Raw genomic sequence first — 26527 nt, forward strand, 5'->3', positions numbered from 1 at the left:
CGCGGCGCTGGCCGCCGCCATCGCCCGCGCGCTGGCCCTGCCGGCCGGGGCGCGCGCGGCGGTGGGCGAGGCCGCCCGCGCCATGGTGCGCGCCCGCTACACCACCGCGGCGATGCAGGACGCGACGCTCGCCGTGTACCGGGAGCTGCTCTGAATGGCGCCGCGCATCCTCGTCATCAAGCTGGCGGCGCTGGGCGACTTCGTGCAGGCCTTCGGCCCCTTCGCCGCCATCCGCGCGCACCATCCCGGCGCCCGCATCACGCTGCTGACCACGCCGCCCTTCGCGGGCTTGGCCCGCCGCGCCCCCTGGTTCGACGAGATCTGGGCCGATGGCCGGCCCGACTGGACCGACCTCGCCGGCGTGGCGCGCCTCGCCTGGCGGCTGCGCCGCGCCGGCTTCGACCGGGTCTATGACCTGCAGACCTCCCGCCGCTCCTCGCGCTACCGCCTGTTCACGGGCGGGCGGCCCGAATGGTCCGGCATCGCGCGCGGCGCCAGCCACCGCCACGCCAATCCGGCGCGCGATTCCCTGCACACGCTGGAGCGCCAGCGCGAGCAGCTCGCCATCGCCGGCATCACGCATTTCCCGCCGCCCGCGCTGGACTGGCTGGAGGACGATCTCTCGGCCTTCGCCCTGCCACCCCGCTTCGTCCTGCTGATCCCTGGCGCCTCGCCGGGGCGGCCGGGCAAGCGCTGGCCGGCGGAGCGATTCGCCGCCCTGGCTGCCAGCCTCGGGCGCCCCGTGGCGGTGCTGGGCGGCCCGGCCGAGGCGCCGCTCGCCACCACCATCCTGGCCGCCGCGGCGCCCGGGAGCCTCGACCTCACCGGCCGCACCAGCCTGGCGCAGATCGGCGCCCTGGCGCGGGCGGCGGTGGCGGCGGTGGGCAACGACACCGGCCCCACGCATCTGGTGGCCGCCGCCGGCTGCCCCACCCTGTCGCTGTTCGGCGCCGAGAGCGACCCCGCGCTCTGCGCCCCGCGCGGCCCGGCCACGGCCTTCCTGCGGCACCTGCCGCTGGCGGAGCTGCCCGAGGCGGCGGTGCGCGCGGCGCTGGAGCGGCTGGCGCCGTCCTGAGCGCCCCGGCCGTCAGGGGGTGGGCGAGATCGCCCGCTTCAGGCAGCGCAGGGTGAAGGCCGAGCGGGTGTGGCGCACGCCGGGCAGGCGGTAGAGCTTCTCGCGCAGCAGCGTCTCGTAGCCCGCCGTGCCGCCCACCGCCGCCTTGATCAGGTAGTCGTAGGCGCCGGTGGTCAGGTGGCATTCCAGCACCTCCGGCATGTCCTGCACCGCGCGCTCGAACTGCGCCAGCGCCGCCTCGTCATGCTTCTCGACCATCACCTCGACGAAGACGATGTCGGGCAGGCCGAGCTTCGCCGGGTCCAGCAGCGCCACATAGCCCTGGATCACGCCGGCCTGCTCCAGCCGCTTCACCCGGCTCCAGCAGGGGGAGGGGGAGAGGCCCACCTCCTCGGCCAGCTCGGCATTCGTCAACCGGGCGTTGCGCGCCAGGGCGCGGAGGATGCGGCGGTCGGTCTGGTCCACGGGGCCCTCCCAGGATGGCCTGACCTGAATAGCCGCTGCCGCGCCGGCTGCCACAGTTCGATTCCTGCGCGAAAATCCAAATTCCCGCCATATTTGTCCGGAAATCATGTCGTCATTATCGTAAAAGAGACAAATGGTGGGCCTGGGAGCAATCCCGGGTGCCGTCAGCGTCCAGCGGATTGACAAGTCGTGCGGCCGGGCCGCACGATCACGTAAAGGAGAGGACGGCATGCGCCTGCATGGCTACATCCCGTCAAGCGTCACCTGGCGCGTCCGCATCGCGCTCGCGCTGAAGGGGGTCGAGGTCGAGACCCTGCTGCATGACCTGCCGCAGGATGGCCCCCGCAACCTCGGCCATGTCTCCCTCAATCCGCAGGGGCTGATGCCGATCCTGGAGCTGCCGGAGGGCGGGTCGCTGACGCAGTCCCTGGCCATCGTGGAATGGCTGGAGGAGATGTGGCCGAGCCCGCCGCTGCTGCCACCCGAGCCGGCCCAGCGCGCGCGGATGCGCGCCTTCACCCTGGCCATCGCCTGCGAGACGCAGCCGCTGCACGCCGCGGGCGTGCTGGCGCGGCTGCGCGCCGCCGGCCTGACGGAAGGGCAGGTGCAGGGCTGGGCGCGCCATGCCATCAGCGAGGGGCTGGAGGCCTGCGAGGGGCTGCTGGCCGACAGCCCCGGCCCGTTCTGCTTCGGCGCCCGGGTCAGCCTCGCCGATGTGTTCCTGGTGCCGCAGCTCTACGCCGCGCGGCGCTTCGGCGTGCAGCTGGCCTTCCCCCGCCTGCTTTCCGCCGAGGCCGCCAGCATGACGCTGCCGGCCTTCCGCGACACGATGCCGGAGACACCCGATGCCGCCTGAACCCCGCATCGCCGCCCCCCGCGCGGCGCTGGCGATGGCCGCCCTGCTGCCGGCCCTGCTGGCCGCCGCCACCCCCGCCTCGGCCCAGCTGCGCAGCCTGTCCGTGCCGGCCGAGGCCGGGGTGGTGGTGCCGCCGCGCGGCCAGCCCATGCCCCGGCTGGTGGCGCCGCCCGCCAGGCCGTCCGCCACCCTGGCGCCGCCGGAGGAGGAGTCGCCCGCGCCCGTGCAGCTCCCCGCCGGCGGGCAGGGGCTGGCGGCGCCGCTGATGGGGGCCGCGCTGCCCATGGCCGCCGCCGCGCTGCTCGGCGCCGGCCTCGGCGGGGGCGGCCAGTCCGGGGGCGCACCGGCCCGCACCCGTTGACGGCGTGGCGCCGCGGCGCCAAAGCCTTGCGCATTGCGGCATGGCCCGGGCCATGCGCCGATGGTGACGGAAGGATGGCAGGGCATGGCAACGCGGGACGGCGCGCTGGAACGCGCGGGGCGCTTCTTCGATCAGGGAGGGTTCCAGGATCTGCTGGCGCGGCTGGTCGCCATCCCCTCCACCTCGCAGGAGGCGGAGCATGCGCCGGCGCTGCGCCGCTACCTGGAGGAGGCCATCTCCCCCTGGCTGGAGCGGATGGGCTTCGCCATCAGCCTGCATGAGAACCCCGAGCCCGGCTTCGGCCCGATCCTGATGGCCACCCGCATCGAGGACCCGGCGCTGCCGACCGCGCTGCTCTACGGCCATGGCGACACGGTGGCGGGGCTGGACGCGCAGTGGTCCCCCGGCCTCACCCCCTGGGCGCTGACCGACAAGGGCGACCGCTGGTACGGCCGCGGCACCGCCGACAACAAGGGTCAGCACGCGCTCAACCTCGCCGCGCTGGAGGCCGTGCTGGCCGAGCGCGGCGGCCGCCTCGGCGCCAATGTGAAGCTGGTGCTGGAGATGGCCGAGGAGCGCGGCAGCAAGGGGCTGCGCGCCTTCGTCGCCGCCCAGGCCGAGGCGCTGAAGGCGGACGCGCTGATCGCCTCGGACGGGCCGCGCGTCGAGCCGGGCCTGCCCACCATCGCCACCGGCACGCGCGGCACCTGGCATTGCGACCTGGTGGTGAAGCTGCGCGAGGGCGGCGTGCATTCCGGCCATTGGGGCGGCCTGACCACCGACCCGGCGGTGGTGCTGGCGCATGCCCTCTCCACCATCATGGACCGCGACGGCAAGATCCTGGTGCGCGGCTGGCTGCCCCAGGGTGGCGCGCAGGGCGGCGTGCCGGCGGCGGTGCGCGCGGTGCTGGAAGGCTGCCCGGTGGGCGGCGGCGACGGCGCCGCGACGATCGACGAGGGTTGGGGCGAGCCCGGCCTGACCCCGGCCGAGAAGATCTATGGCTGGAACAGCTTCATCGTGCTGGCCATGACCAGCGGCGTGCCGGCCAACCCGGTGAACGCCGTGGCGCCCGACGCCCGCGCCCATTGCCAGATCCGCTACACGGTGGACAGCGACCCGGCCACCTTCGAGGCCACGCTGCGCGCCCATCTCGACGCGCACGGGCTGCAGCAGGTGCGCATCGAGAACGCCTTCGTCCGCATGCCCGCCAGCCGCACCGCGCCGGACCACCCCTGGGTGCGCTGGGCGCAGGCCAGCATGGAGCGGAGCCTCGGCGGCCGCGTGCAGATCATCCCCAACAGCAGCGGCGGCCTGCCGGGCGACGTGTTCGTCGACCATCTCGGCGTGCCGCTGGTCTGGGTGCCGCACAGCTACAATGGCTGCAAGCAGCACGGGCCGGACGAGCACCTGCTGAAGGCCCCGGCGCGCGAGGGGCTGCTGGCCTTCGCCGGCATGTGGTGGGATTTGGGCGAGCCGGGCACGCCGCCGCGCGGCTGAGGCCGCTCAGGCGGGGCGGCCCGCCGCCCCGCTACGGGTGCAGCTCGACATTGGCGGTGTCGCCCTCCGTCTGGTCGATCACCAGCAGGCGCACCGCCTCGGTGCCCAGGGTCTCGCCGGAATGCCAGTGGTCGAGCATCTCCACCACGATCTCGCCCGGCCCATATTCCCAGCCGCGCCCCTCCGGCGTGCCGACGCGCAGCCGCCCCGCCAGCACATAGGCGAGGCGCTGCTGCGGGTGGCGGTGCACCGGCAGCCGGGCACCGGGCGGGATCTCGTAGATCGAGGCCACCAGCGTCCCGTCCTGCCGCGGAAAGCGCAGCTTCTGGCCGAGCGCGGTGGTGCTGCCGCGATAGATCTCCGTCACCTTCGGCTTCGGCGGGTCGGCCGGCGCCTGCGCGCAGGCCGACAGGGCCAGGGCGGGCAGCAGGGTGGCGGCCACCAGGGCGAGGCCGCGAATCGAAGCAGGGCGCATGCGTTTCCTCCGGGCCGGTGATCCGGCCCTTGCAGCCCAGGCTAGAGCGTTTCTCCGCCCGCGTCCCCCCCCCGGTGTCGTCCCTGGCCCCGTCCCTGGCCTCGCCCCTGGGGCGTCAGCCCGCCGCCTGCTCCATCAGCCAGAACTGGAAGGCCCGCAGCGCCGGCCCCGGCGGGCGGGAGCGCAGCCAGGTGAGCCAGTAGGCGCCGAGCGCCACCTCGGCCGCGAAGGGCCGCGCCAGCCGCCCCTCCCGCAGCTCCAGCGCAAAGAGCCGCAGCGGCAGCAGCGCCACCCCCGCGCCCTGCGCCGCCGCCTCGGCCAGCACCAGCGAGCTGTCCGCCACCAGCCCGCGCGCCGGCGGGCAGGGCAGCTCCTGCGCCGCGAACCAGCGGGACCACTCATCGGCGCGGTAGGAGCGCAGCAGCGTCTCGCCCGCCAGATCCTCCGGCCGCCGCAACCGCGCGGCGATGCCGGGGGCGCAGGCGGGCGAGAAGGGGGCGGCGAAGAGATGCACGGCCTCGGTGCCGTGCCAGGCGCCGTCGCCGAAGCGTATGGCGCAGTCCAGCCCCTCGCCGGCGAGGTCCACCCGGTTGTTGTTGGCCAGCAGCCGCAGGTCGATGAAGGGGTGCGAGGCGCGGAAGGCCGCCAGCCGCGGCAGCAGCCAGCCCACCGCGAAGCTGCCCACCACCCCCACCGTCAGCACCTCCCGCACCTGCCCGGCCTCGAAGCGGTCGAGGCTGCGGGCGATGCGGCGGAAGCCCTCGGCGATCTCGGGCAGCAGGGCGGCGCCCTCATCGGTCAGGGCCAGGCCGCGCGGCAGGCGCCGGAACAGGGCGATGCCCAAGTTTTCCTCAAGGCTCTTCACCTGATGGCTTATGGCCGCCTGGGTGACGTGCAGCTCCAGCCCCGCCTTGGTGAAGCTGAGATGCCGGGCCGAGGCCTCGAAGGCGCGCAGGGCGTTGAGGGGGAGGTGGGTGCGCATGCCGTTTCATGCCCTAGTTTTCCTGGGGTTTCGCCCCAGAACTCCCCGTTTGTCGAGGGGGCATGGCGCCGCCACTGTGCGCCCGCAACGAAAGGAGCCGGGCCAATGACGATCGGGCGGCGGATGATGATGGTGGCGGGGCTGGGCGCGGGCGCGCTGTGGGGCGCGATGCCCTGGCGGGCGGCGGCGGCGGAAGGCCGGCAGGCGGCGCTGGAGGCGCGGCTGCGGGCGATCGAGGCGGAGATCGCCGGGCGGCTCGGCGTGGCGCTGCCGGAGGGGGCCCCCGGCGGGCTGCGCGCCGGGCACCGCGCGGCGGAGCGCTTCCCGCTGACCAGCACCTTCAAGCTGCTGGCCGCCGCCGCCGTGCTGCGCCGTGTCGATGCCGGGCAGGAGCGGCTGGACCGCGTGCTGCGCTTCTCCAGCGCCGACCTCGTCACCTACTCGCCGGTGACCAAGCCGCAGGCCGATGGCCCCGGCATGACGCTGGAGGCGCTCTGCGCGGCGACGGTGACGCTGAGCGACAACACCGCCGGCAACCTGGTGCTCGGCACGCTGGGCGGCCCGGCCGGCCTCACCGCCTTCGCCCGCGACCTCGGCGACCCGGTGACGCGGCTGGACCGCTGGGAGACGGCGCTGAACGAGGCCACCCCCGGCGACCCGCGCGACACCACCAGCCCCGAGGCGATGCTGGGGCTGATCGGGGCGCTGACGCTGGGCGAGGCGCTCTCCGCCGCCTCCCGCGAGCGGCTGATGGGCTGGCTGCTGGGCAACCGGACCGGCGACAGGCGGCTGCGCGCCGGCCTGCCCGCGGGCTGGCGCGCCGCCGAGAAGACCGGCAGCGGCGGGCGCAACACCGCCAACGATGTCGGCCTGCTGCTGCCGCCGGGCGGCCGGGCACCGATCCTGGTGACGGTCTACCTCACCGGCGCCACCGTGCCGGCCGAGGGGCGGGACGCTGCCATCGCGGCGGTGGCGGAGGCGGTGGTGCGGGCCACCGCCTGAAGGGCGGGGGGCACCGCCCCCGCCGGCCTCAGCGCAGGGGCGGGGCGAACATCAGCCCGCCCTGGTCCCACAGGCGGTTGTTGCCGCGCTCCAGCCCCATCGGCCGCACGTTGCGTTCCCACATCTCGCCATAGTTGCCGACGGCGCGGATGGCGGCCAGCGCCCAGCCCTTCTCCAGCCCCATGCTGGGGCCGACCTCGCCCTCCGACCCCAGCAGGCGGCGGATGTCGGGGTTGGCCGAGGCCGCCTGATCCGCGGCATTGCCGGCGGTGACGCCCATCTGCTCCGCCGCCACCAGGGCGAGCTGGGTCCAGCGGACGATGTCCAGCCAGCCATCGTCGCCCTTGCGGATGAAGGCGCCGAGCGGCTCCATCGAGATGAACTCGGGCAGCAGCGTGTACGCCTCCGGCTTGCCCTGGCGGGAGCGGAAGCCGGAGAGGCCGGTCAGGTCGCGGGTGAAGGCGTCGCAGCGGCCGCTGAGGAAGGTGGACTGGATCTGGTTCGGGTCGTCGATCACCACGGGCTGGAAGCTGACGCCGTTCTTGCGTGCCCAGTCCTGCATGATCAGCTCGGTGGTCGAGCCGGGCGGCACGCAGACCGAGGCGCCGTCCAGTTCCTTCAGCGTCTTCACGCCGAGCCTGGAATGCACCAGGAAGCCCTGGCCGCTGTAGTAGTTGGCGCCGGCGAAGACGAGGCCGAGCGCGCTCTCGCGCGTCGTCGTCCAGGTGGTGCTGCCGAACAGCACGTCCACCTCGCCGCTCTGCAGCGAGGGGAAGCGCGTCAGCCCGGTGATGGGGCGGATGGTGACCTTCGCGGCATCGCCCAGCGTGGCGGCGGCGAGCGCCCGGCAGGAATCGACATCCATCCCGCGCCACTGGCCCTGGCTGTCGGGCAGGGAGAAGGGCGGATTGTCGTTCTGCACGCCGCAGACGACGCTGCTGCGGGCGCGGATGCCGGCGAGCGTGCGGGAAGCGGTGGGCGGGTCGGCCGCCGGCGCCGGACCGGCCGCCAGCATCCCGAAACACAGGCCCGCCAGGGCCAGGGCCGTCTTGCGCAGCGTCATGACCAGCCATTCTCCGTGGAAAGAAGGGCAGGCTAGGCCGCGCTCCTCCGGCTGTGAAGCCGGCGCCGCCTCAGGCCTTGCGCAGGCCGAGCAGGGTGATGTCGTCCGCCTGCGGCGCCCCGGCGGCGAAGCCCTCCACCGCCCGCAGCACCGCCTCCACCGCCTGCCGGGCCGGCGCCGTGGCGTGCGGGGCAAGCAGGCCGTGCAGGCGCTCGCGGCCAAAGAATTCGCCCCCGCCATCCTCCGCCTCGGTCACGCCGTCGGTGTAGAGCAGCAGCCCTTCGCCGGGGGCGAGGGCCAGCGCGTCGCTGGCGTAGGCGAAGCCCTCCAGCACGCCCAGGGCGGGCTGCCGGGTCAGCCCCGGCAGCGGCGCCACGCCGCCGGCGGCGGAGAGATGGAAGGGCGGCTCGTGCCCGGCCAGGCACAGCCGGCCCGCGCCGCTGGCCGGGTCGATGATGGCGAGCACAAGGGTGACGAAGGTCTGGTCCTCATTGCCGCGCGCCAGGTCGTCATTGGCGCAGGCGACGATGGCGGCGGGGTCGGGCAGCGCGCCGCCGGCCGAGAGCAGCAGCGCGGTGGCGCGGATCAGCCCGAGGCTGCGCGCCATGGTCAGGCCGGCCGGCGCGCCCTTGCCGGCCACGTCGCCCACCGTCACCAGCAGGGCGCCGGAGGGCAGGCGGAAGGCGTCGTACAGGTCGCCGCCCACCTGCCGCGCCGGCACCATCGCCGCCCAGAGGTCGAGGCCGGGGGGCGCGATGGCGGCGAAGTCGCGCGGCACCAGGGAGAGCTGGGCGGCGCGGGCGCTCTCCAGCTCCGCCTCCAGCAGGGCCAGGCGCTGCTCGGCGAGGCCGCGCAGCCGCTTCTTCTCCAGCACCGCGCCGAGGCGGGCGCGCAGCAGCGGCGGGTCGAAGGATTTCGGCAGGAAATCCTCGGCACCCAGCTCGATGCAGCGGACGATCTTGTCCATCTCAGTCAGCGCCGAGATGACGATGACGGGCGGCGCCGTCCCGCGCCCGGCATGCAGCCGCTCCAGCACGCCGATGCCGTCGAGATTGGGCATCTCGAGGTCGAGCAGCACCACGTCGAAGCGCTGCGCGGCGATGGCGGCGAGCCCCTGCGTGCCGTCCTCGGCCATGGTGACGTTGAGGTAGCCCAGCGCCTGCAGCCGGCGCTGCAGCATCAGCCGGTTGAACGGGCTGTCATCGACCACCAGCAGCGCCACGCCGGCGGCGCCTCCCGCCTCGCCGCTCATGCGCCGCGCCCCGCCATGCTCTCCACCACGCTGCGCGTCTCCGAGGCGAGCTTCGCCAGGTCGATCATGGTCACGGTGATCTCCTCCGCCGCCGTGGCGTTGGACTGGCCGATGCGCGCCAGCGTGTCGACGCGGGCATTGATCTCGACCACCGTCGCCTGCTGCTGCTCCATCGCCACGGCGATGACGCCGGAGAGGCGGGCGCTCTCCGCCACGAAGCGCTCCAGCGTGTCCATGTCCTCGCCCACCGCGGCGGCGGTGCCGCTGCCCTCGCGCGTGCGCCGGCCGGCGACGCGCACGACATCGGCGATCTCCTGCGCCATCTGCTCGGTGCTGGCGGCCAGCGCCCGCACCTCCTCGGCCACCACGGCGAGGCCGCGGCCATGCTCGCCGGCGCGCGCCGCCTCGATCGCGGCGTTGATCGCCAGGATGTTGGTCTGCGTCGCGATCTTGGCGATGGTGGCGGCGATGCGCGTCACCCGCTCGGTGTCGTCGCCCACCGCGTCCACCAGCCCGATCAGGCTGCGCACCTTGGCCAGGTTGGCGGCGAGCAGCGCCTGCGCGTCCTGCGCCCGGTCGTTGGAGAGGGCGGTGGTGCGCGCCACCTCGCCGATCGCCTCCCGCGTCTGGGAGAGCGCCTCGCCCACCTGGCGCAGCTCGGTGAGCTGGGTCAGCGCGCCGTCGCTCACCTGGCCGATGGCGTCCGAGGCCTGGGTGGTGGCGATGGCGGTGCGGCGCGCATTCTCCGCCGCCTGCTCGGTCAGCCGCCGCGTCGCCAGCAGGCTGTCCTTGAACACCAGCACGGCGCGGGCCATGTCGCCGAGCTGGTCGGCACGGCCGGTCTCGGGCACCTCGGCCTCCAGCTGGCCGTGCGAGAGCGCGTCCATCGCGGCGGCGATGCGGGTGACGGGGCGGGCGATCAGCCGCACCAGCACCACCAGCACCAGCAAGCTGACGGCCAGCCCGGCGATGGCCACGGCCAGCACGATGCGCCGGGCCTGCGCCGCCAGCGCCTGCGCCTCCTCCACGCTGCGCGCCCCGCGTTCCTGCACCAGCGCGCGGGCGGCCTGGGCGACGCGGCCATAGGTTGTCATGTGGTCCAGCCATTCCTCGTGCAGCGGGCCGAGCGGCTCGCCGGACGGGCCGAGCAGGGCGGCGCGGATGCGCGCCACCAGCGCCGGCAGGCGGGCGGCCATGTCGCGGCCGCCGCCCAGCAGGGCGGGGTCCAGCTCCTGCCGCAGCAGCGCATCGACGCGGGCGAAGCTTTGCAGGACGGCCGCGCTGCCCTCCTCGACGCGTGGCGCCGCCTCGCGGGGGCGCAGCATGCCGGCCAGCACGCCGGCGAAGCGGGCGGAGAAATCGGCCACGTCGTGCGAGAGGGCGTCCACCGCCGCATCGGCCTGCCGGTCACGCACGCCGATCTGCTCGATCAGGGCGGCCTGGTGCCGGCTGGTGAACAGGGCGGTGCCGCTGAGCAGCAGCACGACGGCCAGCACCAGGGCGGCGATCACCATGGCGCGCGCGCCGATGCGGCCGAACCAGATCGACAGGCGGTCGGGCCCGGCCGCGCCGCCACGCACCGCCCATTGCGGCTGCGGAGCGGCGGGTTGCGGCGCGGAGCCGGCTGACGAGGGTGGCGTGGCGGCCGGCCGGCTGGCGTCCATGCTGCTCCAGGTGGTGGAAAGGCGGTGGATGGAAAGGCGGGGTTGCGTGCGCCCGCCACGCTACTCTCTCGGGCCCCGGGGCGCCAAGCCACGGGCCGGAATTCGGCCGCCGCGGGTTTGACCCGGGGCCTGCACGGGGCGAAGCTTCCCGCAGAGCCAGGGAGGAAACACATGGCCGGATACCCCTTCACCGCCGCCGATCTCGAGGCGCTGCGGGCCTGGGACACCCCCACCATCTGCAACGCGCTGGAGCTGGTGGCGCCGCAGCGGCGCGGCCATGGCTACACGGTGCGGCCGCTGGTGGCGGCCGATGTGACGCTGCGGCCGGTCTGCGGCCTGGCGCGCACCGGCACGATTCGCGCCGCCGCCCCCTCCGGCCGTCCGGCGGAGGTGGACCACGCCGTGCGCACGGGCTGGTACGAATACGTCGCCGAGGCGGCGATGCCGACCATCGTGGTGCTGCAGGACCTGGACGACACGCCGGGCTACGGCGCCTTCTGGGGCGAGGTGCATTCCGCCGTGCACAAGGCGCTGGGCGCGCAAGGCTGCGTCACCAACGGCTCCTTCCGCGACATCGACGCGCTGGCGCCGGAGTTCCAGATTCTCGGCGGGGTGGTGAACCCGAGCCATGCCTATGTCCACATGGTGGCCTATGGCCAGGACGTGTCGGTGCATGGCATGGCCTGCGTGCATGACGCCGTGGTGCATGCCGACCGGCACGGCGCGGTGGTCATCCCGCACGAGGCGGTGCGCCAGATCCTGCCCGCCATCGAGCTGGGGGCACGGCGAGAGAAGGTGATCCTCGACCTGTGCAAGTCCGGCGACTTCTCCGTGGCGAAGCTGCGGGAGGCGCTGGCGCGATCGAAGGAGATCCACTGAGCCATGCCCGCCGCCCTCTGCCGCCTTGGATTCGCACTGTTGATCGCGGGCGCCATGCCCGCCCTGGCGCAGGAGGGGGAGGGCGGCTTCGCCCGCCTTCCGCAGATGGCGCCGGCCCTGGTGGCCTGCCTGCAGGCGGCGCCCGGGAGCGCGGCAACGGCGGCGCTGCCGATGAACCATGGCAGGGCGCTGGTGCGGCTGGAGCGGCCGGATGGCGAGCGGCGGGAATGTGTGGCGGAGCTGGGCCCGGCGGGGCGGCCCGCGCGGGTGGAGAGCGACCGCCCGGTGGGGGCGGCGCCGCCGCTGCCGGGCGAGGGGGAGCGGCGCTTCACGCTGCGCCCCCTCTGCGGGGGCGCGGCCGCCGTGCGGGACGAGGCCGGCACGGCGGCGGGCTGGCTGAACCCTTCCGCCTGCCGCTGAGTGGGAGCGGCGGGCGGGCGGGGTTCGGCCTCCCCTAACTCGGCCCCTTATTCAGCCGGCTGCACCAGGCGCAGCAGGCGGCTGTCGTCGTTCTCCTCGTCCATCTCGATGTCTTCCTCGACCGGCGCGCAGCCGAGGGACATCAGCCGCTCGGCCGCGTCCACTTCCATCAGCGCCTCGAGGATGGTGGACCGGCTGGGCGCGGGGCGCTCCTGCAGGGCGTCCAACAGCAGCGCCTGCGCTGCCTGGATGCGCAGATGCGCCAGAGTCTGAGGATGCTCCATGTCGATCATGTTCGGGACGCCTATGGGGGGGGGAAAGGATGCGAATTCATCCTATGCGCGCTTTCGGGTAACGCACATGCTCCGTTCACGCTTAACACCTAATGTTGATGCGATTGCGTTACGCTTTCTTACAAGGGAAAGTCTTCGCGAGGAGCGGCCAAATTTTTGTGCGTAGCCACATCTTGGAAAGGAAAAAATGAATTCACGGAGTCGGGAGAGGCCCTGTGGTTTTCTCAGTACTTGCGGGGGCTTCTTCTACCGTTTTCTGTGATCAAGGCCGCCGGGCCGCCCACCGCCGGACCGGAGCGCGCCCGGCCAGGGCCACGCTCCGTCGCTCGCCCCGGCCCGTGCCGCTTCAGTCGAGCAGATTGCCGTAGATCCAGCCCAGCTCCGTTCCGTTCGGCAGGAAGACGTGCTGCCAGCCATATTCCTCGCCGGCGATCCGGACCTCGGCGCCCGTCTGCACGGTGCGCACCACCGGCGCCGATCCGGAGGGTGCCGCGCGGACATTCGCATCCATCCGCACCCGTGCAACCCGGCCCATGGCGGGCGCTGGCGCCGCGGGAGCCGTGGCCGCCGGCGGTTCCGGCGCGGCCGGGGGCGGCAGCGGCAGGGGTGGGGGCAGATCGATGGTCGGCACCGGCTCCAGCGCCAGCGGGGCCGCGGGCACGGCGCCGGAGGGTGGCGCGGCGGCCGATGGAGCCGCGCTGGCGGCCGGTGGCGCGGAAGCCGGGGCGGGGGGCGCGGCGCGCTGGGGCTCGGCCACCCGCGCTGGGGCTTCCGCCGTCTGCTGCTGCGGCGCCACCAGCAGATTCACCAGCAGCCAGGCGCCACCCAGGGCCGGGATGACCCCGAGCCAGGCCCATTTCAGCCCGCCCTGGCGCCGGGCGCGCGCCGGGGAGCCTGCGGCCGGAAGCGCCGGGGCGCTCGCCAGCGGGCCCGCCGCACGACGCACGATCCGCGCTCTCTGGTTGCGCGGCGGCGGGGGCGGCGGTGTGGCGGGGGCGCTGAGCTGACGATACGGGTGCAGGCTGCGGTAGGGCCGCTCCGCCAGCACCTCCAGATAGTTCCGGTATGCCGCCACGAAGGCGCCGCCCAGCGCCGTGTTGCTCACCGCGATGGATTTCTCCAGCCCTTCGCCGCTGATGTCGATGCGCAGGTACTGGGCCAGCGGCCGGCCATCCTCATGCCCGACGATCTCCGCATCGCCGGAGGGCGTGTTCTCGACGAAGCGGAAGGAGCCGACATCCATCGCCAGGCGCGTGGCATCCAGCACCCGCTCGCTGCCCTGGAAGCGGCCGGGCAGGAATTCCCAGAAGCCGACGCCCATGAGCAGGACGGTGCTCTCATCCTCGCCGAGGCCAGGCTCAGGGCGCGTTGTGATGGTCAGGTGGCGGGGCAGATGCCGGAAGGCACTGCCGCCGGCATCCGGCCGCGTCACGACCTCGAACACCAGCCCGGCCTTGGCAAGGTCGGCGGCGGTGCGGACGAACTGCCGGAAGGCCTCACGCAGGCCAGGCCGCTCCAGATAGGCGCGCGCATCCTGCAGCAGGGCGATCCGGGCCTCATCCGGCGCATCCGGGGTTCCGGATCTCGCTGTTTCCTTCGCCGGAGCCGGGGTGCGGCCCAGGGGGCGTGGGGAGGGGCTGGGCGGGGGAGGTGCTGCCGCCGGGCCGGGCCGGGCCAGGCCGGGGGCCGGGCCTTGCCCGGCTGGCATGCGCAGGAAAGGCTGCGCCCGATCGCCCTGAGCGAGATCCGCCCTCTCGGGGGAAGTGTTGAGGCGGGGTGACATGCCGTGGAACCTCGCACAGCGCGAGAGCCGGTCAAGTCAATAGGAGGGAACAGAACGAGGATACTGGGGTGTGCAAGGTCACAATTAAGAGGAAACGTAAAGTAGAATAAGGCACGTTCTCTGCACCTCCTCTCGACCGGCAAACGAGAACCTCACGGGGGCGTTATTATTTTAATTTCCTTTCTGGTTGAGGCTTTGCGCGTTTTGCGGGACGCCCGGGATTCCTCCCTGTGGGTTTGACAAGACAATGAAGATAAAGGGTTTTCGCTGGTTTTTCTGCCTCGCCCTCCGCCTCTTTCTTCTTGAGCGATGATGCGGCAGATCCGACGGACGACCAAATATTGAGACGCTCTCGTATTTCTGAACACCCGTGGAGGCGCCGCGAGGCATCACGGGGTTTGAACCGGAAGTGGAGTGTCTGTTAAGGAAAAGTCATGAGGAGTTCGTGCTTCCCGCACGGCGCGATCATGACGATCACGCCGCCATAATCTTCCGGACTGGCCCGTGGTGCCAGGCCCGCCGTCGCGTGCGTCTCCGGGGCAGTTCCTGCCCGGCCGGAAGCGTCCGATGTGCCGTGCCGCGCAGACCAGGGCATCCGCCAGGCCATCCGGCCTGACAGCACTCCCGATTCTTCCGACCTGAATTCCCCCACGGGGCCTGCCTGCGCAGGCCGCGCGCGATGAGGAATGGCCGCATTGTCGAACGAGATCCCCCGTGCCCCGACGGGTGCCCCCGATTCCTCGCCGCATCGTACCGCCGCGCCCTCGCCGGCACCCGCCGCGGGCATCTCGGCGCCACATCCCCCACCCCCGCGGGACGGCGGGACGGACCCCTCGGAGCGCCGTGCCGCGCGCCGCTTCCTGCTCACGGTCCTGGCGCTGATCCTGGCCGGGGCCGGCGTGCTGGCCGGCGGGCACATGGCTCTCGCCCGGATCGGCCGGCTGCCGGACCCGCCGCTGACCGCCACCTGGTGCATCGACGAGAAGCTCGCCGCGCTGCGCGACGTGGCGCTGGAGGACCGCGTCCTGCTCGCCCTCGGCTCCTCCGCCACCTGGCGCAACCTCGACATGCCGCTGATCGCCAGGCAGCTGGGGGATGAGCGCGTCTACAACGCCGCACCCTGCTATCTGCACATCGACCAGACCGCCTTCCTGGCCAGCTTCCTGCTGGACCGGGCGCCCCAGGTGCGGACGGTGATGGTGGTGCTGGCCCCGCGCGACTTCGAATCCTGCCCCGCCGAGGCCACCGCCTTCTTCGACACCGCCCTGGGCGATGCCTACCTCTCCGGCCTGGTGCCGTCCTGGCTGCCCTATGTCACCGGCTTCCGGCCGCTCTACCTGGCCCGCGCCGCCGCCGGCGCTGTCGATGGCGCGCCGCTCAGCCCCGAGGCGGTGGCGGAGGACGGGCTGGGCTCCAGCATCCTGCGCAACCCGCATTCCTGGCGCCCCGCCCCCGCCTTCGACGAGGCCTGCTACGCCGGCCTGGCGGAGCTGGAGCGGGTGGTGGCGTCGCACGGCGCGCGGCTGGTTCTGGCCACCCTGCCGGTGATGCCGGAATGGCGCGACAGCTTCGACCCCGATGGCCGGCTGATCGAGACCTGGATGCGCCGCATGCGCGAGACGCTGCGCCAGCCCGACACGCTGCTGGTCGATGGCCGCGGGCTGCGCTGGACGGATGAGCACTTCGCCGACCCGGTGCACCTGCGCTACCCGCACCACACCGCCTTCACCGCGCTGATCCTGCGCGCCATGGCCGCTTCTCCCCACCAGGGCGCCCCCGCGCCGCAGGCCGGGAGCTGAGGCGCCCATGCTGTTCAACTCGCATGTCTTCGTGCTGGCCTTCCTGCCCATCACCATGCTGGGCTTCTTCCTGCTCGGCCGGCTGCACAGCACCCGGGCGGCGCGGCTCTGGCTCGTTGCCGCCTCGCTGGTGTTCTACGGCTGGTGGAGCTGGCTCTATCTCGGCCTGCTGCTGCTCTCCATGCTGGCCAACTTCACCCTGGGCAACGCCATCCTCTCGGCGCGGGAAGGGGCGCCGGGGCGCGCGCGCGCGCTGGTGGCGGGCGGCGTCGCGGCCAATGTCGCGCTGCTTGGCTGGTACAAATACGCCACCTTCGTGGCCGAGAACGTCACGGCCCTCACCGGCATCGAGTTCGCCGTCGGCGGCGTGGTGCTGCCGCTGGCCATCTCCTTTTACACCTTCCTGCAGATCGCCTATCTGGTCGATTGCGGGCGCGGCCGGGCGGAGCGCTACAGCTTCCTCGACTACGTGCTGTTCGTCTCCTTCTTCCCGCACCTGATCGCCGGGCCGATCGTCCACCACCACGAGCTGATCCCGCAATTCCAGCAGCGGGAGAATTTCCGCTTCCGCGCGCCGGACGTGGCGGCGGGGCTGGCCTTCTTCGCCATCGGCCTGATGAAGAAGCTGCTGATCGCCGACCCGGTGGGGGCGCTGGCCACGCCGGTCTTCGCCGGGGCGGCGCTGGAGGGGGCCGCGCCTGGCCTGGTGGAGTCCTGGACCGCCGCCACCGCCTTCTCGGTCGGCCTCTACTACGATTTCTCCGCCTATTCGGACATGGCGGTCGGCCTGGCGCGGATGTTCGGCATCCGCTTCCCCTACAATTTCAACTCCCCCTACAAGGCCGTCTCGATCATCGATTTCTGGCGCCGCTGGCACATGACCCTGTCGCGCTTCCTGCGCGACTACGTCTACATCCCGCTCGGCGGCAACCGCCGCGGCGCCTCCCGCCGGCACATGAACCTGATGGCCACCATGCTGCTCGGCGGGCTGTGGCACGGCGCCGGCTGGACCTTCGTCATCTGGGGCGGGCTGCACGGCTTCTACCTGCTGGTCAACCATGCCTGGAGCGGCGCCGCGGCACGTGCCCGGGCCGAGGGCCGCAGCCTCGGACTCGGCGCCGCCCCGGCCCGGGTGCTGACGCTGCTGGCGGTGGTGGTGGCCTGGGTGTTCTTCGCCGCGCCCAGCCTCGGCTCGGCGCTGGCGGTGCTGGGCGGCATGGCGGGGCTGAACGGCTTCGCCCAGCCGGAGACGGCGCTGCTGCTGGCCACCGCCCTGCGCGGCCCCGGCGCGCTGGCCGGCGCGATCGGCGGCATGGCCACGCTGAGCTGGGCCATCAGCCTCGGCATGCTGGGCCTGGCGCTGCTGATCATCGCCCTCGCGCCGAACTCGCAGCAGATCGTGGACGGCCGCGCCGCCGAGATCGACGAGCCGCGCCGCTGGCCGCGCCTGCACTTCCGCCCGCGCCTGGTCTCCGCCTGCGCCACGGCCGGCGCCTTCCTCCTCGCCCTGGCACTGATGGCGGACGTCAAGGAATTCGTTTACTTCCAGTTCTGAAGGCGCGCGGTCCCGGTTCTGGCCGTCCGCCGGCCAGGGCGGCAACCGGACCGGGATCAAGGCGTGATGAAGGCAGGGCGAGACGGACGGCACGGCGCGGAGGAGCACCCTGCCAGCCCCGCCCCGGCAGGGCCGAGATCCATCGGCCTGCGCAGCCTGCTGGCGATGGCCTTCGGGCTGATCGGGCTGCTGGCGGCCGGCACTACCGCGCTGGTGGCCTCGCAGGGGGTCTACGCCCAGCTCCGCCAGGATGCGGGCGCGGAACTCGCCGCCGCCGCCGAGCGGGTGGCGGACCTGCTGGACCGTGGCCTGTTCGAGCGCATGCGGGATCTCGAGATCGCGGCGGTTTCCGAGACGCTGCGGAACCCGGGGTACGGCCTGCCGGCCCGGCGCGCCCTGTTGCGGCGGCTGCAGGAGACCTACCCCTACTACGCCATCCTGCTGCAGATCGGGCCCGACGGGCAGATCCTGGCGACGGACCGGGGGCTGCTGGAGGGGCTCGACGTCTCGCAGCGCGTCTACTTCCAGCAGGGCCGCCACAGCACCTTCCTGGGCGATGTGCATGAGGCGCAGCTGATGGCGCCCTACATGCAGCGCTCCGACGATGAGCCGCCGCGTGTCCTGGACCTGGCGACTCCGATCCTGGATGAGGCGGGAAGGCTGAAAGGCGTCCTGGCGGCGCATCTCTCGGTCGACTGGGTGGAGGGAATCGAGCGCAGCGTGATCCAGCCGCTGTTGCAGCGGCACCCCGGCGTGCGGGCGCTGGTGCTGGATTCGCAGGGCAGGGTGGTGATCGGCCCCCGCGGCCCCGGGCGGCGGCAGGCGCCGCTGCTGCCGGAGGAGATCCGGCAGCAATTGCAGAAGGGCCCGGGTAGCCACGTCATCGAGCGGAGGGAGGGTGCGCGGCTCGTCGGCTTCGCCCCGCTCGACGGGCATCGCCATGTGGGCAGCCTCGGCTGGTCCGTGCTCGTCATGCACGAGGCCACGGATGCCTTCGCCCCGGCCGAGGCGCTGCGCTGGCGGCTGCTCGCCATCGGCTTCCTGGCGGCGCAGCTTGCGGCGGCGGTGGGCTGGGTGGTGGCGGGGCGCATCGCCCGGCCGCTGGAGCGGCTGTCCCAGGCGGCGCTGCGGCTGCGCGAGCAGCCCGAGGCCGTGCTGCCCGCGCCCGGCCGCCTGTCCGAGGTGGCGGCGCTGCATGGGGCGCTGGGCGCGCTGCACCGCTCGCTGCGCCAGCGCGAGCAGGAGCTGAGCGACAGCGAGGCCCGGATGCGCGCGGTGCTGGAGCAGATGCCGATAGGCGTGGCCCTGGCCGAGCGGCCCTCGGGGCGGGTGATCTTCCAGAATGCCTGCGCCACCGAGATGCTGCGTCATCCCATCGTCGTGGCGGACAGCGTGGCCGACTATGTGCGCCTGGGGGGGCAGTACCCGGACGGGACGCCGCTGCGGGCCGAGGACTACCCTCTGGCTCAGGCGGTGCTGAAGGGCAGGCCGGTGCAGCATGCCAGCCTCTCCTACCGGCGGGGCGACGGTGTCACGATCTGGCTGTCGGTCAATGCCGCGCCGGTGCGGTCCGCCGGTGATGGCGCGGCGCTGGCCGTGTGCACCTTCGAGGATGTCACCGAGATGCGCGCGGCGGCGGAGCGGCAGCGGCTCCTGGCGCAGGAGGTGGACCACCGCGCCCGCAACGCCCTGGCCGTGGTGCAGGCGACGCTGCGCCTGTCGCGGGCGGACACGCTGCCGGGCTTCGTGCAGTCGCTGGAGGGGCGGGTGGCGGCGCTGGCCCGCGCCCAGAGCAGGCTGGCCGCGGCCGCCTGGAAGGGCATCGAGCTGGGCACGCTGCTGGAGGAGGAGATCGGCGCCGCCGCCCGAGGCATCCCGAAGGTGGCCGAGCGGATCGACCTGCTCGGGCCGCGCCTGGTGCTGGCGGCCGAGATCGCCCAGCCCATCTCCCTGATGATCCATGAGCTGACAGCGAATGCCATGCAGCACGGCGCGCTCTCGCAGCCCGGCGGGCGGATCACGGTGGAGTGGCGGGCCGATGCGGCGCAGGGCATGCTGCGCCTGCGCTGGCAGGAGCAGGGCGGCCCCGCCGCCGGGCCGGAGGAGCCCCGCTCCGGCTTCGGCCTGCGGATGATCGAGGCGACGCTGGGCAACCAGCTCAGCGGCCGTTACCAGTTCGAATGGCGGGAGGAGGGGCTGCTGCTCTCCGCCTGGCTGCCGCTGGCCCGCATCGTCTCGCAGGAGAGGGCGGCCTCCGCCTGAGCGGGGGCAGGGCTGCGCAGGGCGGCCCCCAACCCCCATGGCCCTTCGCGCGGGACGGTCCTAGCCTGGGCGCGTGCCCGACGAAACGAAGCTTCCCGAATCGAAAATCCCCGACCCGCGGGTGATGGCCGCCATCGTGGCCAGCGCCCTGTTCATGCAGAACCTCGACGGCACGGTGGTGGCCACCGCCCTGCCGGCCATGGCGCGCTCGCTAGGCGAGCCGCCCGTCACCATGGGGGTGGCCATCACCACCTATCTGGTGGCGCTGACGGTGTTCATCCCGCTCAGCGGCTGGGTGGCGGACCGGTTCGGCGCCAAGCAGGTGTTCATGGCGGCCATCGCCACCTTCACCGTGGCCTCCGCCTTCTGCGGCCTGGCGGACAACCTGGCCGAGATGGTGGCGGCGCGCGCCCTGCAGGGCCTCGGCGGCGCCATGATGGTGCCGGTGGGGCGGCTGCTGCTGCTGCGCCGCATCCGCAAGGAGGAGCTGCTCTCCGTCACCACCTGGCTGACCATGCCGGGGCTGCTGGGGCCGCTGCTGGGGCCGCCGGTGGGAGGGCTGCTCACCGACCTGATCTCCTGGCGCGCCGTGTTCTGGATCAACATCCCCGTCGGCATGCTGGGGCTGCTGCTGGTCTGGCGCATCATCCCGGCCCTGCCGCCGAGCCTGCCGCCGCCGCCCGACCTGCGCGGCCTGACCCTGGTGGGCACGGCGCTCGCCGCGCTGATGGCCGCCTTCGAGACGCTGGGCCGCGGCCTGCTGCCGCCCGGCGTGCCGGAGGTGCTGCTGGCCGCCGGCTTCGGGCTCTCGGCGCTGGCGGTGTGGCACTGCCGGCGCACGCCGAACCCGGCGCTGGATTTCAGCCTGCTCGCCATCCCGAGCTTCCGCGCGCCGCACACGGCGGGGCTGGTGTTCCGCATCGGCGCCGGCGCCGTGCCCTTCCTGGTGCCGCTGACGCTGCAGCTCGGCTTCGGCGCCAGCGCGGCGCAGAGCGGCATGGTGAGCTTCGCCACCGCCCTCGGCGCCTTCGCCATGAAGCCGATGGCGCAGTTCGCGCTGCGCCGCTTCGGCTTCCGCAACGTGATGATCTGGAACGCCGTCTGCGCGGCGCTGACCATCGCCGCCTGCGCCGCCTTCCGCCCCGGCTGGCCGATGGCGGCGGTGTTCGTGGTGCTGCTGCTGGGCGGGCTGTTCCGCAGCCTGCACTTCACCACCCTCAACACCCTGGCCTATGCCGACGTGCCGCAGGAGAAGCTCTCCGCCGCCACCAGCCTCTACAGCACGGCGCAGCAGCTGCCGCTGGCGCTCGGCGTGGTGGTGGCCTCCGCCTCGTTGCAGGTGAGCATGGCCTTCGCCGGGCGCGACGCCGCCGCCATGCCGGACTTCACCGCGGCCTTCCTGGTGGGCGCGCTGCTGACCCTGCTGGCGGCGCCGCTCTCGGTCAGCCTGCCCCGGGACGCGGGGGAGGGGATCGTCAGCGGCCGGAGGCGCTGAGGCGCGCATGCGCCGCTTCGGCAACCAGCGCGGTGGCCAGGCCGAACAGCACATGCATGCCGAGCCGCTGCGCCGCCAGGGCGGGGCCGGCCCGCCGCTCGCCCTCGGTGATGCCGAGGCGCGGCGCGATGCCGGCGATGCCCACCGCGTAGAGCCCGGCCCCGTAGGCGGCGCCGAGCAGGGCGGGGGAGCCGTGCGGAAGCTGCGCGCGCAGGGCGCCGTAGCCGGCGCCGAAGGCCAGCGAGGCCATGCCGTGGCCGGATTGCTCCAGCAGCGTCGTGCCGGCCTCGCCCAGCCGCCCGCGGGCGCCGGCCATGCGGTCCAGCCAGTCCTCGCCGCGCCGGTCCAGCGTGTCGTGCAGCAGGCCGGCATGGCGGCCGCCCTTCATCGCCACGGACGTCGCCACGCCGCCGGCCAGGCCGCCGAGCAGCCCCGCCACCATCCACCGGATCATCCCGCCGCCTTTCCCGCTCCGCGGCCCGGGAGGCGGGCCGCCACGGGGGGTGAACGCGCGGCCGGGCGCCGCGGATGCGGCGGCCCTATTCCGCCGGCTGGTGCGCCCCGGCCGGGCCGCGACTGAAGCGCCGCGCCAGCCCCTCGAAGGCGAGGTAGAGCACCGGCGTCACGAACAGGGTCAGCGCCTGCGAGACGGCGAGGCCGCCCACCACGGCGAGGCCCAGCGGCTGGCGCAGCTCGGCCGCCGCGCCCCAGCCGGCGGCGATCGGCAGCGCGCCCGCCGCCGCTGCCAGAGTCGTCATCATGATCGGGCGGAAGCGGATGATGCTGGCCTCGCGCACGGCGGTCAGCGGGTCCTCGCCGGCGCGCTGCCGGGCCAGCGCCACGTCCACCACCATGATGGCGTTCTTCTTCACCAGCCCGATCAGCAGCAGCACGCCGATCACCGCGATGACGGACAGCTCGAGCCCGAACCACCACAGCGTGGCCAGCGCCCCCAGCGCCGCCGGCGGCAGGCCGGAGAGGATGGTGAGCGGGTGCACCAGCGACTCGTAGAGCACGCCCAGCACCAGGTACATGATGAGCACGGCGGCCAGCAGCAGCATGCCCTGGCCCGCCAGCGCCTGCTGGAAGATCTGCGCCGTGCCGGCATAGCCGGTGACGATGGTGGGAGGCAGGCCCAGCTCCCGCTCCACCTGGGCGATGGCCTGGGTGGCCTGGCCCAGCGCCACACCCGGCGGCGTGTTGAAGCCGATGGTGACGGCGGGCAGCTGCCCCTGGTGCGCCACGGTGAGCGGACCCACGCGCCGCTCGATGCGGGCGATGCCGGCCAGCGGCACCAGCCGCCCGCTGCTGCTGCGGAGATAGATCTTGGAGAGGCCGCTCTCGTCCTGCTGGTCGCGCGGCAGCGCCTCCAGGATGACCGAGTAGCTGTCGGACGCGCCGAAGATGGTGCTGATCTGCCGCGCGCCATAGGCCGAGTAGAGCGCCTGCCGCACCTGGTCCACCGTGACGCCGAGCGCCGCGGCGCGGTCCCGGTCCACATTCACCGAGAGGATGGGGGCGGCCATCTGCAGGTCGGTGTTCACGTCCTGCAGCTCGGGCAGGCGGCGCAGCGCCGTGGCCATGCGCTCGGACCAGTCGTACAGCTCCTCCGAGCGCAGCCCCTGCAGCGTGTACTGGTAGAGGGTGCGGGAGGAGCGGGCGCCGAAGTTCAGGTTCTGGATCGGGTTGAAGTAGACCCGCATGCCGGGGATGCCGCCTGTCTGCCGGCGCAGCTCCTGGATCAGCGCGCCGATCGGCGCCCGCTCGGCGCGCGGCTTGAGCTGCACGAACATGCGCCCCTGGTTCAGCGCCTGGCTGTTGCCGCCGATGCCGACGATCGAGTTCACCCGCTCCACCGAGGGATGGGCGCGGATGATCTCGGCCACGCGCTCCTGCCGGGTCGCCATGTCGTCGAAGGAGGCATCCTGCGGCCCCTCGGTGCCGACGCTGAGCAGGCCGGTATCCTCCACGGGGAAGAAGCCCTTGGGGATGCTCACCGCCAGCCAGACGGACAGGCCGATCGAGGCCAGGAAGGTCAGCCACACCAGCGGGCGGAAGCGCAGCGATTTGTCCAGCATCCAGCCATAGCCGCGCTCCACCGCCTGGAAGCCCTTTTCCAGCGCGGCGTCGAAGCGGCTGGGCTTGCCATGGGCGGGCAGGCGGCTGGCCATCAGCGGCGTGAGCGTCAGGGAGACCACGCAGGAGACGATGACGGCGAGCGAGACCGTGGCGGCGAAGGCGTTGAACACCCGCCCCACCACGCCGCCCATCAGCAGGATCGGGATGAACACCGCGATCAGCGAGAGGGTGATGGAGATGATGGTGAAGCCGATCTCCTTCGCGCCGCGGATGGCGGCGGCGAAGGGCTGCATCCCCTCCTCCATGTGCCGGACGATGGCCTCCAGCATCACGATGGCGTCGTCCACCACCAGCCCGACGGCCAGCGTCAGGCCGAGCAGGGTGATGTTGTCGATGCCGTAGCCCAGCGCGTACATCAGCCCGAAGGTGCCGGCGAGCGAGATCGGCACCGCGATGCCCGGGATCAGCGTGGCGCTGACCTTGCGCAGGAACAGGAAGATGACCAGCACCACCAGCCCGATGGCGATCATCAGGTGGTGCTGCACGTCGTGCACCGCGTCGCGGATCGAGACGGAGCGGTCCAGCATCACGGTGATCTCGGCGCCCGGCGGCAGTGCGGCCTGGAGGGCGGGCAGCGCCGCCTTCACGCCATCGACCACCTCCACCGTGTTGGCGTCCGGCTGGCGCTGCACGGCCAGCGTCAGGCCGCGCGTGCCGTTCATCCAGGCGGCGATGCGGTTGTTCTCCACCCCGTCGACCACCGTGGCCACATCCTGCACGCGGATCGGCGCGTTGGGCCGGCCGCCGATGATGAGGCGGCCGAATTCCTGCGCGTCCTGCAACTGGTCGTTGGCGCGGAGCGTGAGCTGCTGGCGCGGGCCGTTCAGCGTGCCGACGGGGGTGTTGGAGTTGGCCGCCGCGATGGCGCGCTGCGCCTCGTCGAAGCCGAGGCCAAGCGCCGCCACCCGGTCCGGGTCGAGCTGCACCCGCACGGCGTATTTCTGCTCGCCATAGGTGATGACCTGCGCGACGCCCGGGATGCGGGAGAGGGCGGGGGAGATCAGCACCGCCGCCACCTCGTTCAGCCGGTAGAGCGGCACGTCGCCGCCGCGCAGGTTCAGCAGCACCACCGGCGCGTCGGCCGGGTTGGATTTGCGGAAGCTGGGCGGCGTCGTCATCTCCGCCGGCAGGCGCCGCTGGGCGCGGGAGAGGGCGGACTGCACGTCGAGCGCCGCCGCGTCGATGTCGCGGCCGAGCACGAATTGCAGCGTGATCTGGGTGGTGCCCTGGCCGCTGGTGGAGGACATCTGGTCGATGCCGGCGATGGTGGAGAATTCGCGCTCCAGCGGCAGCGCCACCGAGTTGGCCATCGTCTCCGGGCTGGCGCCGGGCAGGCTGGCGCTGACCGAGATGACGGGAAAATCGACCCGTGGCACGGCCGCCACGGGCAGCTGAAGATAGGCCACGATGCCGGCGATGATCGCCGCCACGGCCAGCAGCCCGGTCATCACCGGGCGGCGGATGCAAAGCTCGGAGAGGTGCATCGCGGCGGGGCCTTCAGCTCTGCGGGGGGCGGGGCGGGGTGGCGCGGCCGGGGCGCTCGGCCACGCGGGCGCCGTCGGAGAGGAGCTGCGTGCCCTCGATCACCACCTTGTCGCCGGCGGCGATCTCGGCCTCCAGCACGGCGCGGCCGCCCACCACGCGGCGCATCGTCACGGCGCGGCGGCGGGCGCGGCTCTCGGCATCCACCACATAGACGTAGCGGCTGCCCTCGCTGCCGGTCTGCACGGCCTGCACGGGCACGCTCAGCGCGTCCGGCTCCACCCGCGGCACCAGCACCACGTTGACGTACTGCCCCGGCCACAGCGCGTTGTCGGGGTTGGGGAAGCGGGCCTTGAGCTGCACCGTGCCGGAGGTGGTGTCCACCTGGCTGTCGACGAAGACGAGGCTGCCGCGCACCGGCGGGTGGCGGTCCCCCGGCGGGTGGGCGGTGACGGGCGGCTCGCCCTGGCGCATCGCCTCCTTGATCTCGGGCAGCCAGCGCTCCGGCACGGAGAACTGCACCTGGATCGGGTCGGTCTGGGTGATGGTGGCGAGCGGCGTGCTCTCGCCCGCGCGCACCAGGTTGCCCTCGGTGATGGGCAGGGCGCCGAGGCGGCCATCCAGCTCGGCGCGGATGGTGGCGTAGTCCAGCGTCAGCCGGGTCTGCGAGATCAGCGCCTCGCCGGCCTTCACATTGGCCTCGGCCGCGGCGGCGTCGGCCTGCGCCTGCTCGTAGCGCTGGGCGGCGGCGAAGCCCTCGCCGCGCAACGCGGTGTAGCGCGTGGCGTCCGAGCGGGCGCGCAGCGCCAGCGCCTTGTCGCGCGCCAGCTGCGCCTCCTGCTGGGCGAGCAGCGCCTGGGCCATGCGGGAATCAAGGGTGAACAGCACCTGACCCCGCTCGACGCGCTGGCCTTCCTGCACGTGCAGCTTCTGGATCTGCCCGTCCACCCGGCTGCGGACGGAGACCGTGGCCTCGGCCACCACATTGCCGTTGGCGGTGATCTCCAGCGGCACCGGGCCGCGCTCGGCGGCGCTGACCACGACGGGAATGGCGGGAGGCCCTGCCGGCGCCTGGGCATGGAGCGGCGCGGGCATGGAGAGAATTGCCAGCCCGGCGCTGAACGCGCCCGCCAGCAGGGGGAAAAGCGAACGCGGTGACTGCATGGACCGGGACGGTAGGGCCGTTGCGCACCGCCGCAAAGCATCCGTTACACGACGCAACAAAAATTTGCATCCAGACGACGAAACCCGCCAGGCCAGGGGCCGGGCGGGTTGTCGCCGTTCAGGAAGGCGGCGGATGCGCGGGGCATGCCGCCTTGAAACCGGTCCCTGGCCAGCCCGTCCTCCCGAGGGGAGGGACGCCCGCCAGGGCAGGGGGCTCAGAAGCCCTCGCGCTCCAGCCGCTTGCGCTCGACCTTGCGGGCGCGGCGAACGGCCTCGGCGGCCTCGCGGGCGCGGCGCTCGGAGGGCTTCTCGTAGTGGCGGCGCAGCTTCATCTCGCGGAAGACGCCTTCGCGCTGCAGCTTCTTCTTGAGGGCCTTGAGGGCCTGATCGATATTGTTGTCCCGAACGACGACCTGCACGCTGTGCGGTATCCTCTATGAGCAGGCCTGGTCAGCTCTCTGGGCAAACCAGGTTGTGTGAAAACGAAAAGCACGAAGCGACGGGCCAACCGCGCCCGTGCCTTCCTGCAAGGTCCGCGGCGTTTAGCACGGGCCGCGCGCAGAT

Annotated in this window: 23 protein-coding genes; 11 read left to right on the forward strand and 12 right to left on the reverse strand. The window is 73.2% G+C overall.

Annotated elements, in window-relative coordinates:
* The first annotated feature begins 154 nt into the window (after positions 1–154).
* Positions 155–1075 carry a glycosyltransferase family 9 protein gene (locus ACFOY6_RS14060; RefSeq protein ID WP_379651345.1) on the forward strand — a complete coding sequence of 307 codons (921 nt, stop codon included), beginning with the start codon at positions 155–157 and terminating at the stop codon, positions 1073–1075.
* Positions 1076–1087: 12 nt separating this feature from the next.
* Here ACFOY6_RS14060 and ACFOY6_RS14065 read toward each other — a convergent pair whose 3' ends face one another.
* Positions 1088–1540 carry an Lrp/AsnC family transcriptional regulator gene (locus ACFOY6_RS14065; protein ID WP_109518278.1) on the reverse strand — a complete coding sequence of 151 codons (453 nt, stop codon included), beginning with the start codon at positions 1538–1540 and terminating at the stop codon, positions 1088–1090.
* 229 nt (positions 1541–1769) lie between these two features.
* Between ACFOY6_RS14065 and maiA the strand changes: the two genes are divergently transcribed.
* The 3 genes from maiA to ACFOY6_RS14080 all read left to right on the forward strand — a co-directional run bounded on the left by maiA (position 1770) and on the right by ACFOY6_RS14080 (position 4254).
* Positions 1770–2396 (forward strand): maleylacetoacetate isomerase, encoded by a 627-nt coding sequence (maiA, locus tag ACFOY6_RS14070; RefSeq protein ID WP_109518279.1) that lies wholly within the window; start codon positions 1770–1772, stop codon positions 2394–2396.
* The gene (locus ACFOY6_RS14075) at positions 2386–2757 is read left to right on the forward strand and encodes a hypothetical protein (RefSeq protein ID WP_109518280.1); all 372 of its coding nucleotides are present in this window, start codon (positions 2386–2388) and stop codon (positions 2755–2757) included. Before maiA ends, ACFOY6_RS14075 begins: the two co-directional genes overlap by 11 nt.
* A gap of 84 nt (positions 2758–2841) precedes the next feature.
* Positions 2842–4254 carry a M20 family metallopeptidase gene (locus ACFOY6_RS14080; RefSeq protein WP_379651348.1) on the forward strand — a complete coding sequence of 471 codons (1413 nt, stop codon included), beginning with the start codon at positions 2842–2844 and terminating at the stop codon, positions 4252–4254.
* A gap of 31 nt (positions 4255–4285) precedes the next feature.
* Here ACFOY6_RS14080 and ACFOY6_RS14085 read toward each other — a convergent pair whose 3' ends face one another.
* Both ACFOY6_RS14085 and ACFOY6_RS14090 read right to left on the reverse strand, forming a co-directional pair.
* Positions 4286–4729, reverse strand: a complete 444-nt coding sequence (locus tag ACFOY6_RS14085; RefSeq protein WP_379651350.1) for a cupin domain-containing protein — start codon at positions 4727–4729, stop codon at positions 4286–4288.
* A 115-nt stretch (positions 4730–4844) separates the two neighbouring features.
* Positions 4845–5711 carry a LysR family transcriptional regulator gene (locus tag ACFOY6_RS14090; protein ID WP_379651352.1) on the reverse strand — a complete coding sequence of 289 codons (867 nt, stop codon included), beginning with the start codon at positions 5709–5711 and terminating at the stop codon, positions 4845–4847.
* Between the two features lie 105 nt (positions 5712–5816).
* On the opposite strand from ACFOY6_RS14090, the gene bla reads away from it, so the two are divergent.
* Positions 5817–6713: a class A beta-lactamase gene (gene bla / locus ACFOY6_RS14095; RefSeq protein WP_379651354.1), complete on the forward strand. Its 897-nt coding sequence runs from the start codon at positions 5817–5819 to the stop codon at positions 6711–6713.
* A 28-nt stretch (positions 6714–6741) separates the two neighbouring features.
* On the opposite strand, the gene ACFOY6_RS14100 is transcribed toward bla, so the two are convergent.
* From ACFOY6_RS14100 to ACFOY6_RS14110, 3 genes are all read right to left on the reverse strand, one after another.
* On the reverse strand, positions 6742–7776 hold the full coding sequence (locus ACFOY6_RS14100) for an amino acid ABC transporter substrate-binding protein (protein WP_379635229.1): 1035 nt from the start codon (positions 7774–7776) through the stop codon (positions 6742–6744).
* Positions 7777–7846: 70 nt separating this feature from the next.
* Positions 7847–9028 (reverse strand): PP2C family protein-serine/threonine phosphatase, encoded by a 1182-nt coding sequence (locus tag ACFOY6_RS14105; protein WP_109518286.1) that lies wholly within the window; start codon positions 9026–9028, stop codon positions 7847–7849.
* Positions 9025–10692 carry a methyl-accepting chemotaxis protein gene (locus ACFOY6_RS14110; RefSeq protein WP_379651357.1) on the reverse strand — a complete coding sequence of 556 codons (1668 nt, stop codon included), beginning with the start codon at positions 10690–10692 and terminating at the stop codon, positions 9025–9027. Before ACFOY6_RS14110 ends, ACFOY6_RS14105 begins: the two co-directional genes overlap by 4 nt.
* Before the next feature lie 171 nt (positions 10693–10863).
* On the opposite strand from ACFOY6_RS14110, the gene ACFOY6_RS14115 reads away from it, so the two are divergent.
* On the forward strand, positions 10864–11571 hold the full coding sequence (locus tag ACFOY6_RS14115) for an RraA family protein (protein WP_379651359.1): 708 nt from the start codon (positions 10864–10866) through the stop codon (positions 11569–11571).
* 3 nt (positions 11572–11574) lie between these two features.
* Entirely contained in the window at positions 11575–11991 is a 417-nt protein-coding gene (locus tag ACFOY6_RS14120; RefSeq protein ID WP_379651361.1) for a hypothetical protein, read from the forward strand.
* Positions 11992–12038: 47 nt separating this feature from the next.
* On the opposite strand, the gene ACFOY6_RS14125 is transcribed toward ACFOY6_RS14120, so the two are convergent.
* Both ACFOY6_RS14125 and ACFOY6_RS14130 read right to left on the reverse strand, forming a co-directional pair.
* Positions 12039–12284, reverse strand: coding sequence for a hypothetical protein (locus tag ACFOY6_RS14125; RefSeq protein ID WP_379651363.1), 246 nt, complete (start codon positions 12282–12284; stop codon positions 12039–12041).
* Between the two features lie 346 nt (positions 12285–12630).
* Positions 12631–13992 (reverse strand): SH3 domain-containing protein, encoded by a 1362-nt coding sequence (locus tag ACFOY6_RS14130; RefSeq protein ID WP_379651365.1) that lies wholly within the window; start codon positions 13990–13992, stop codon positions 12631–12633.
* 770 nt (positions 13993–14762) lie between these two features.
* Here ACFOY6_RS14130 and ACFOY6_RS14135 point away from each other — a divergent pair.
* The 4 genes from ACFOY6_RS14135 (at position 14763) to ACFOY6_RS14150 (ending at position 21178) form a co-directional block, all read left to right on the forward strand.
* Positions 14763–15866, forward strand: coding sequence for a hypothetical protein (locus ACFOY6_RS14135; protein WP_379651367.1), 1104 nt, complete (start codon positions 14763–14765; stop codon positions 15864–15866).
* Between the two features lie 7 nt (positions 15867–15873).
* Positions 15874–17421, forward strand: a complete 1548-nt coding sequence (locus tag ACFOY6_RS14140) for an MBOAT family O-acyltransferase (RefSeq protein ID WP_379651369.1) — start codon at positions 15874–15876, stop codon at positions 17419–17421.
* 66 nt (positions 17422–17487) lie between these two features.
* Entirely contained in the window at positions 17488–19683 is a 2196-nt protein-coding gene (locus ACFOY6_RS14145) for an HWE histidine kinase domain-containing protein (protein WP_109518294.1), read from the forward strand.
* Between the two features lie 73 nt (positions 19684–19756).
* Positions 19757–21178 (forward strand): MFS transporter, encoded by a 1422-nt coding sequence (locus ACFOY6_RS14150; protein ID WP_245906555.1) that lies wholly within the window; start codon positions 19757–19759, stop codon positions 21176–21178.
* Here the strand turns inward: ACFOY6_RS14150 and ACFOY6_RS14155 are convergent.
* The 4 genes from ACFOY6_RS14155 to rpsU all read right to left on the reverse strand — a co-directional run bounded on the left by ACFOY6_RS14155 (position 21159) and on the right by rpsU (position 26382).
* Positions 21159–21632, reverse strand: coding sequence for a hypothetical protein (locus tag ACFOY6_RS14155; protein ID WP_379651372.1), 474 nt, complete (start codon positions 21630–21632; stop codon positions 21159–21161). The genes ACFOY6_RS14150 and ACFOY6_RS14155 overlap by 20 nt on opposite strands.
* An 85-nt stretch (positions 21633–21717) precedes the next feature.
* A complete protein-coding gene (locus tag ACFOY6_RS14160) occupies positions 21718–24801 on the reverse strand; it encodes an efflux RND transporter permease subunit (RefSeq protein WP_379651374.1) in 3084 nt (1027 codons plus the stop codon).
* Between the two features lie 13 nt (positions 24802–24814).
* Positions 24815–25894 carry an efflux RND transporter periplasmic adaptor subunit gene (locus ACFOY6_RS14165; protein ID WP_245906557.1) on the reverse strand — a complete coding sequence of 360 codons (1080 nt, stop codon included), beginning with the start codon at positions 25892–25894 and terminating at the stop codon, positions 24815–24817.
* Between the two features lie 284 nt (positions 25895–26178).
* Positions 26179–26382: a 30S ribosomal protein S21 gene (gene rpsU / locus ACFOY6_RS14170; RefSeq protein WP_007006360.1), complete on the reverse strand. Its 204-nt coding sequence runs from the start codon at positions 26380–26382 to the stop codon at positions 26179–26181.
* Between the last annotated feature and the right edge of the window lie 145 nt (positions 26383–26527).

The sequence above is a fragment of the Teichococcus aestuarii genome, assembly GCF_042651065.1.
GTDB lineage: Bacteria > Pseudomonadota > Alphaproteobacteria > Acetobacterales > Acetobacteraceae > Pseudoroseomonas > Pseudoroseomonas aestuarii.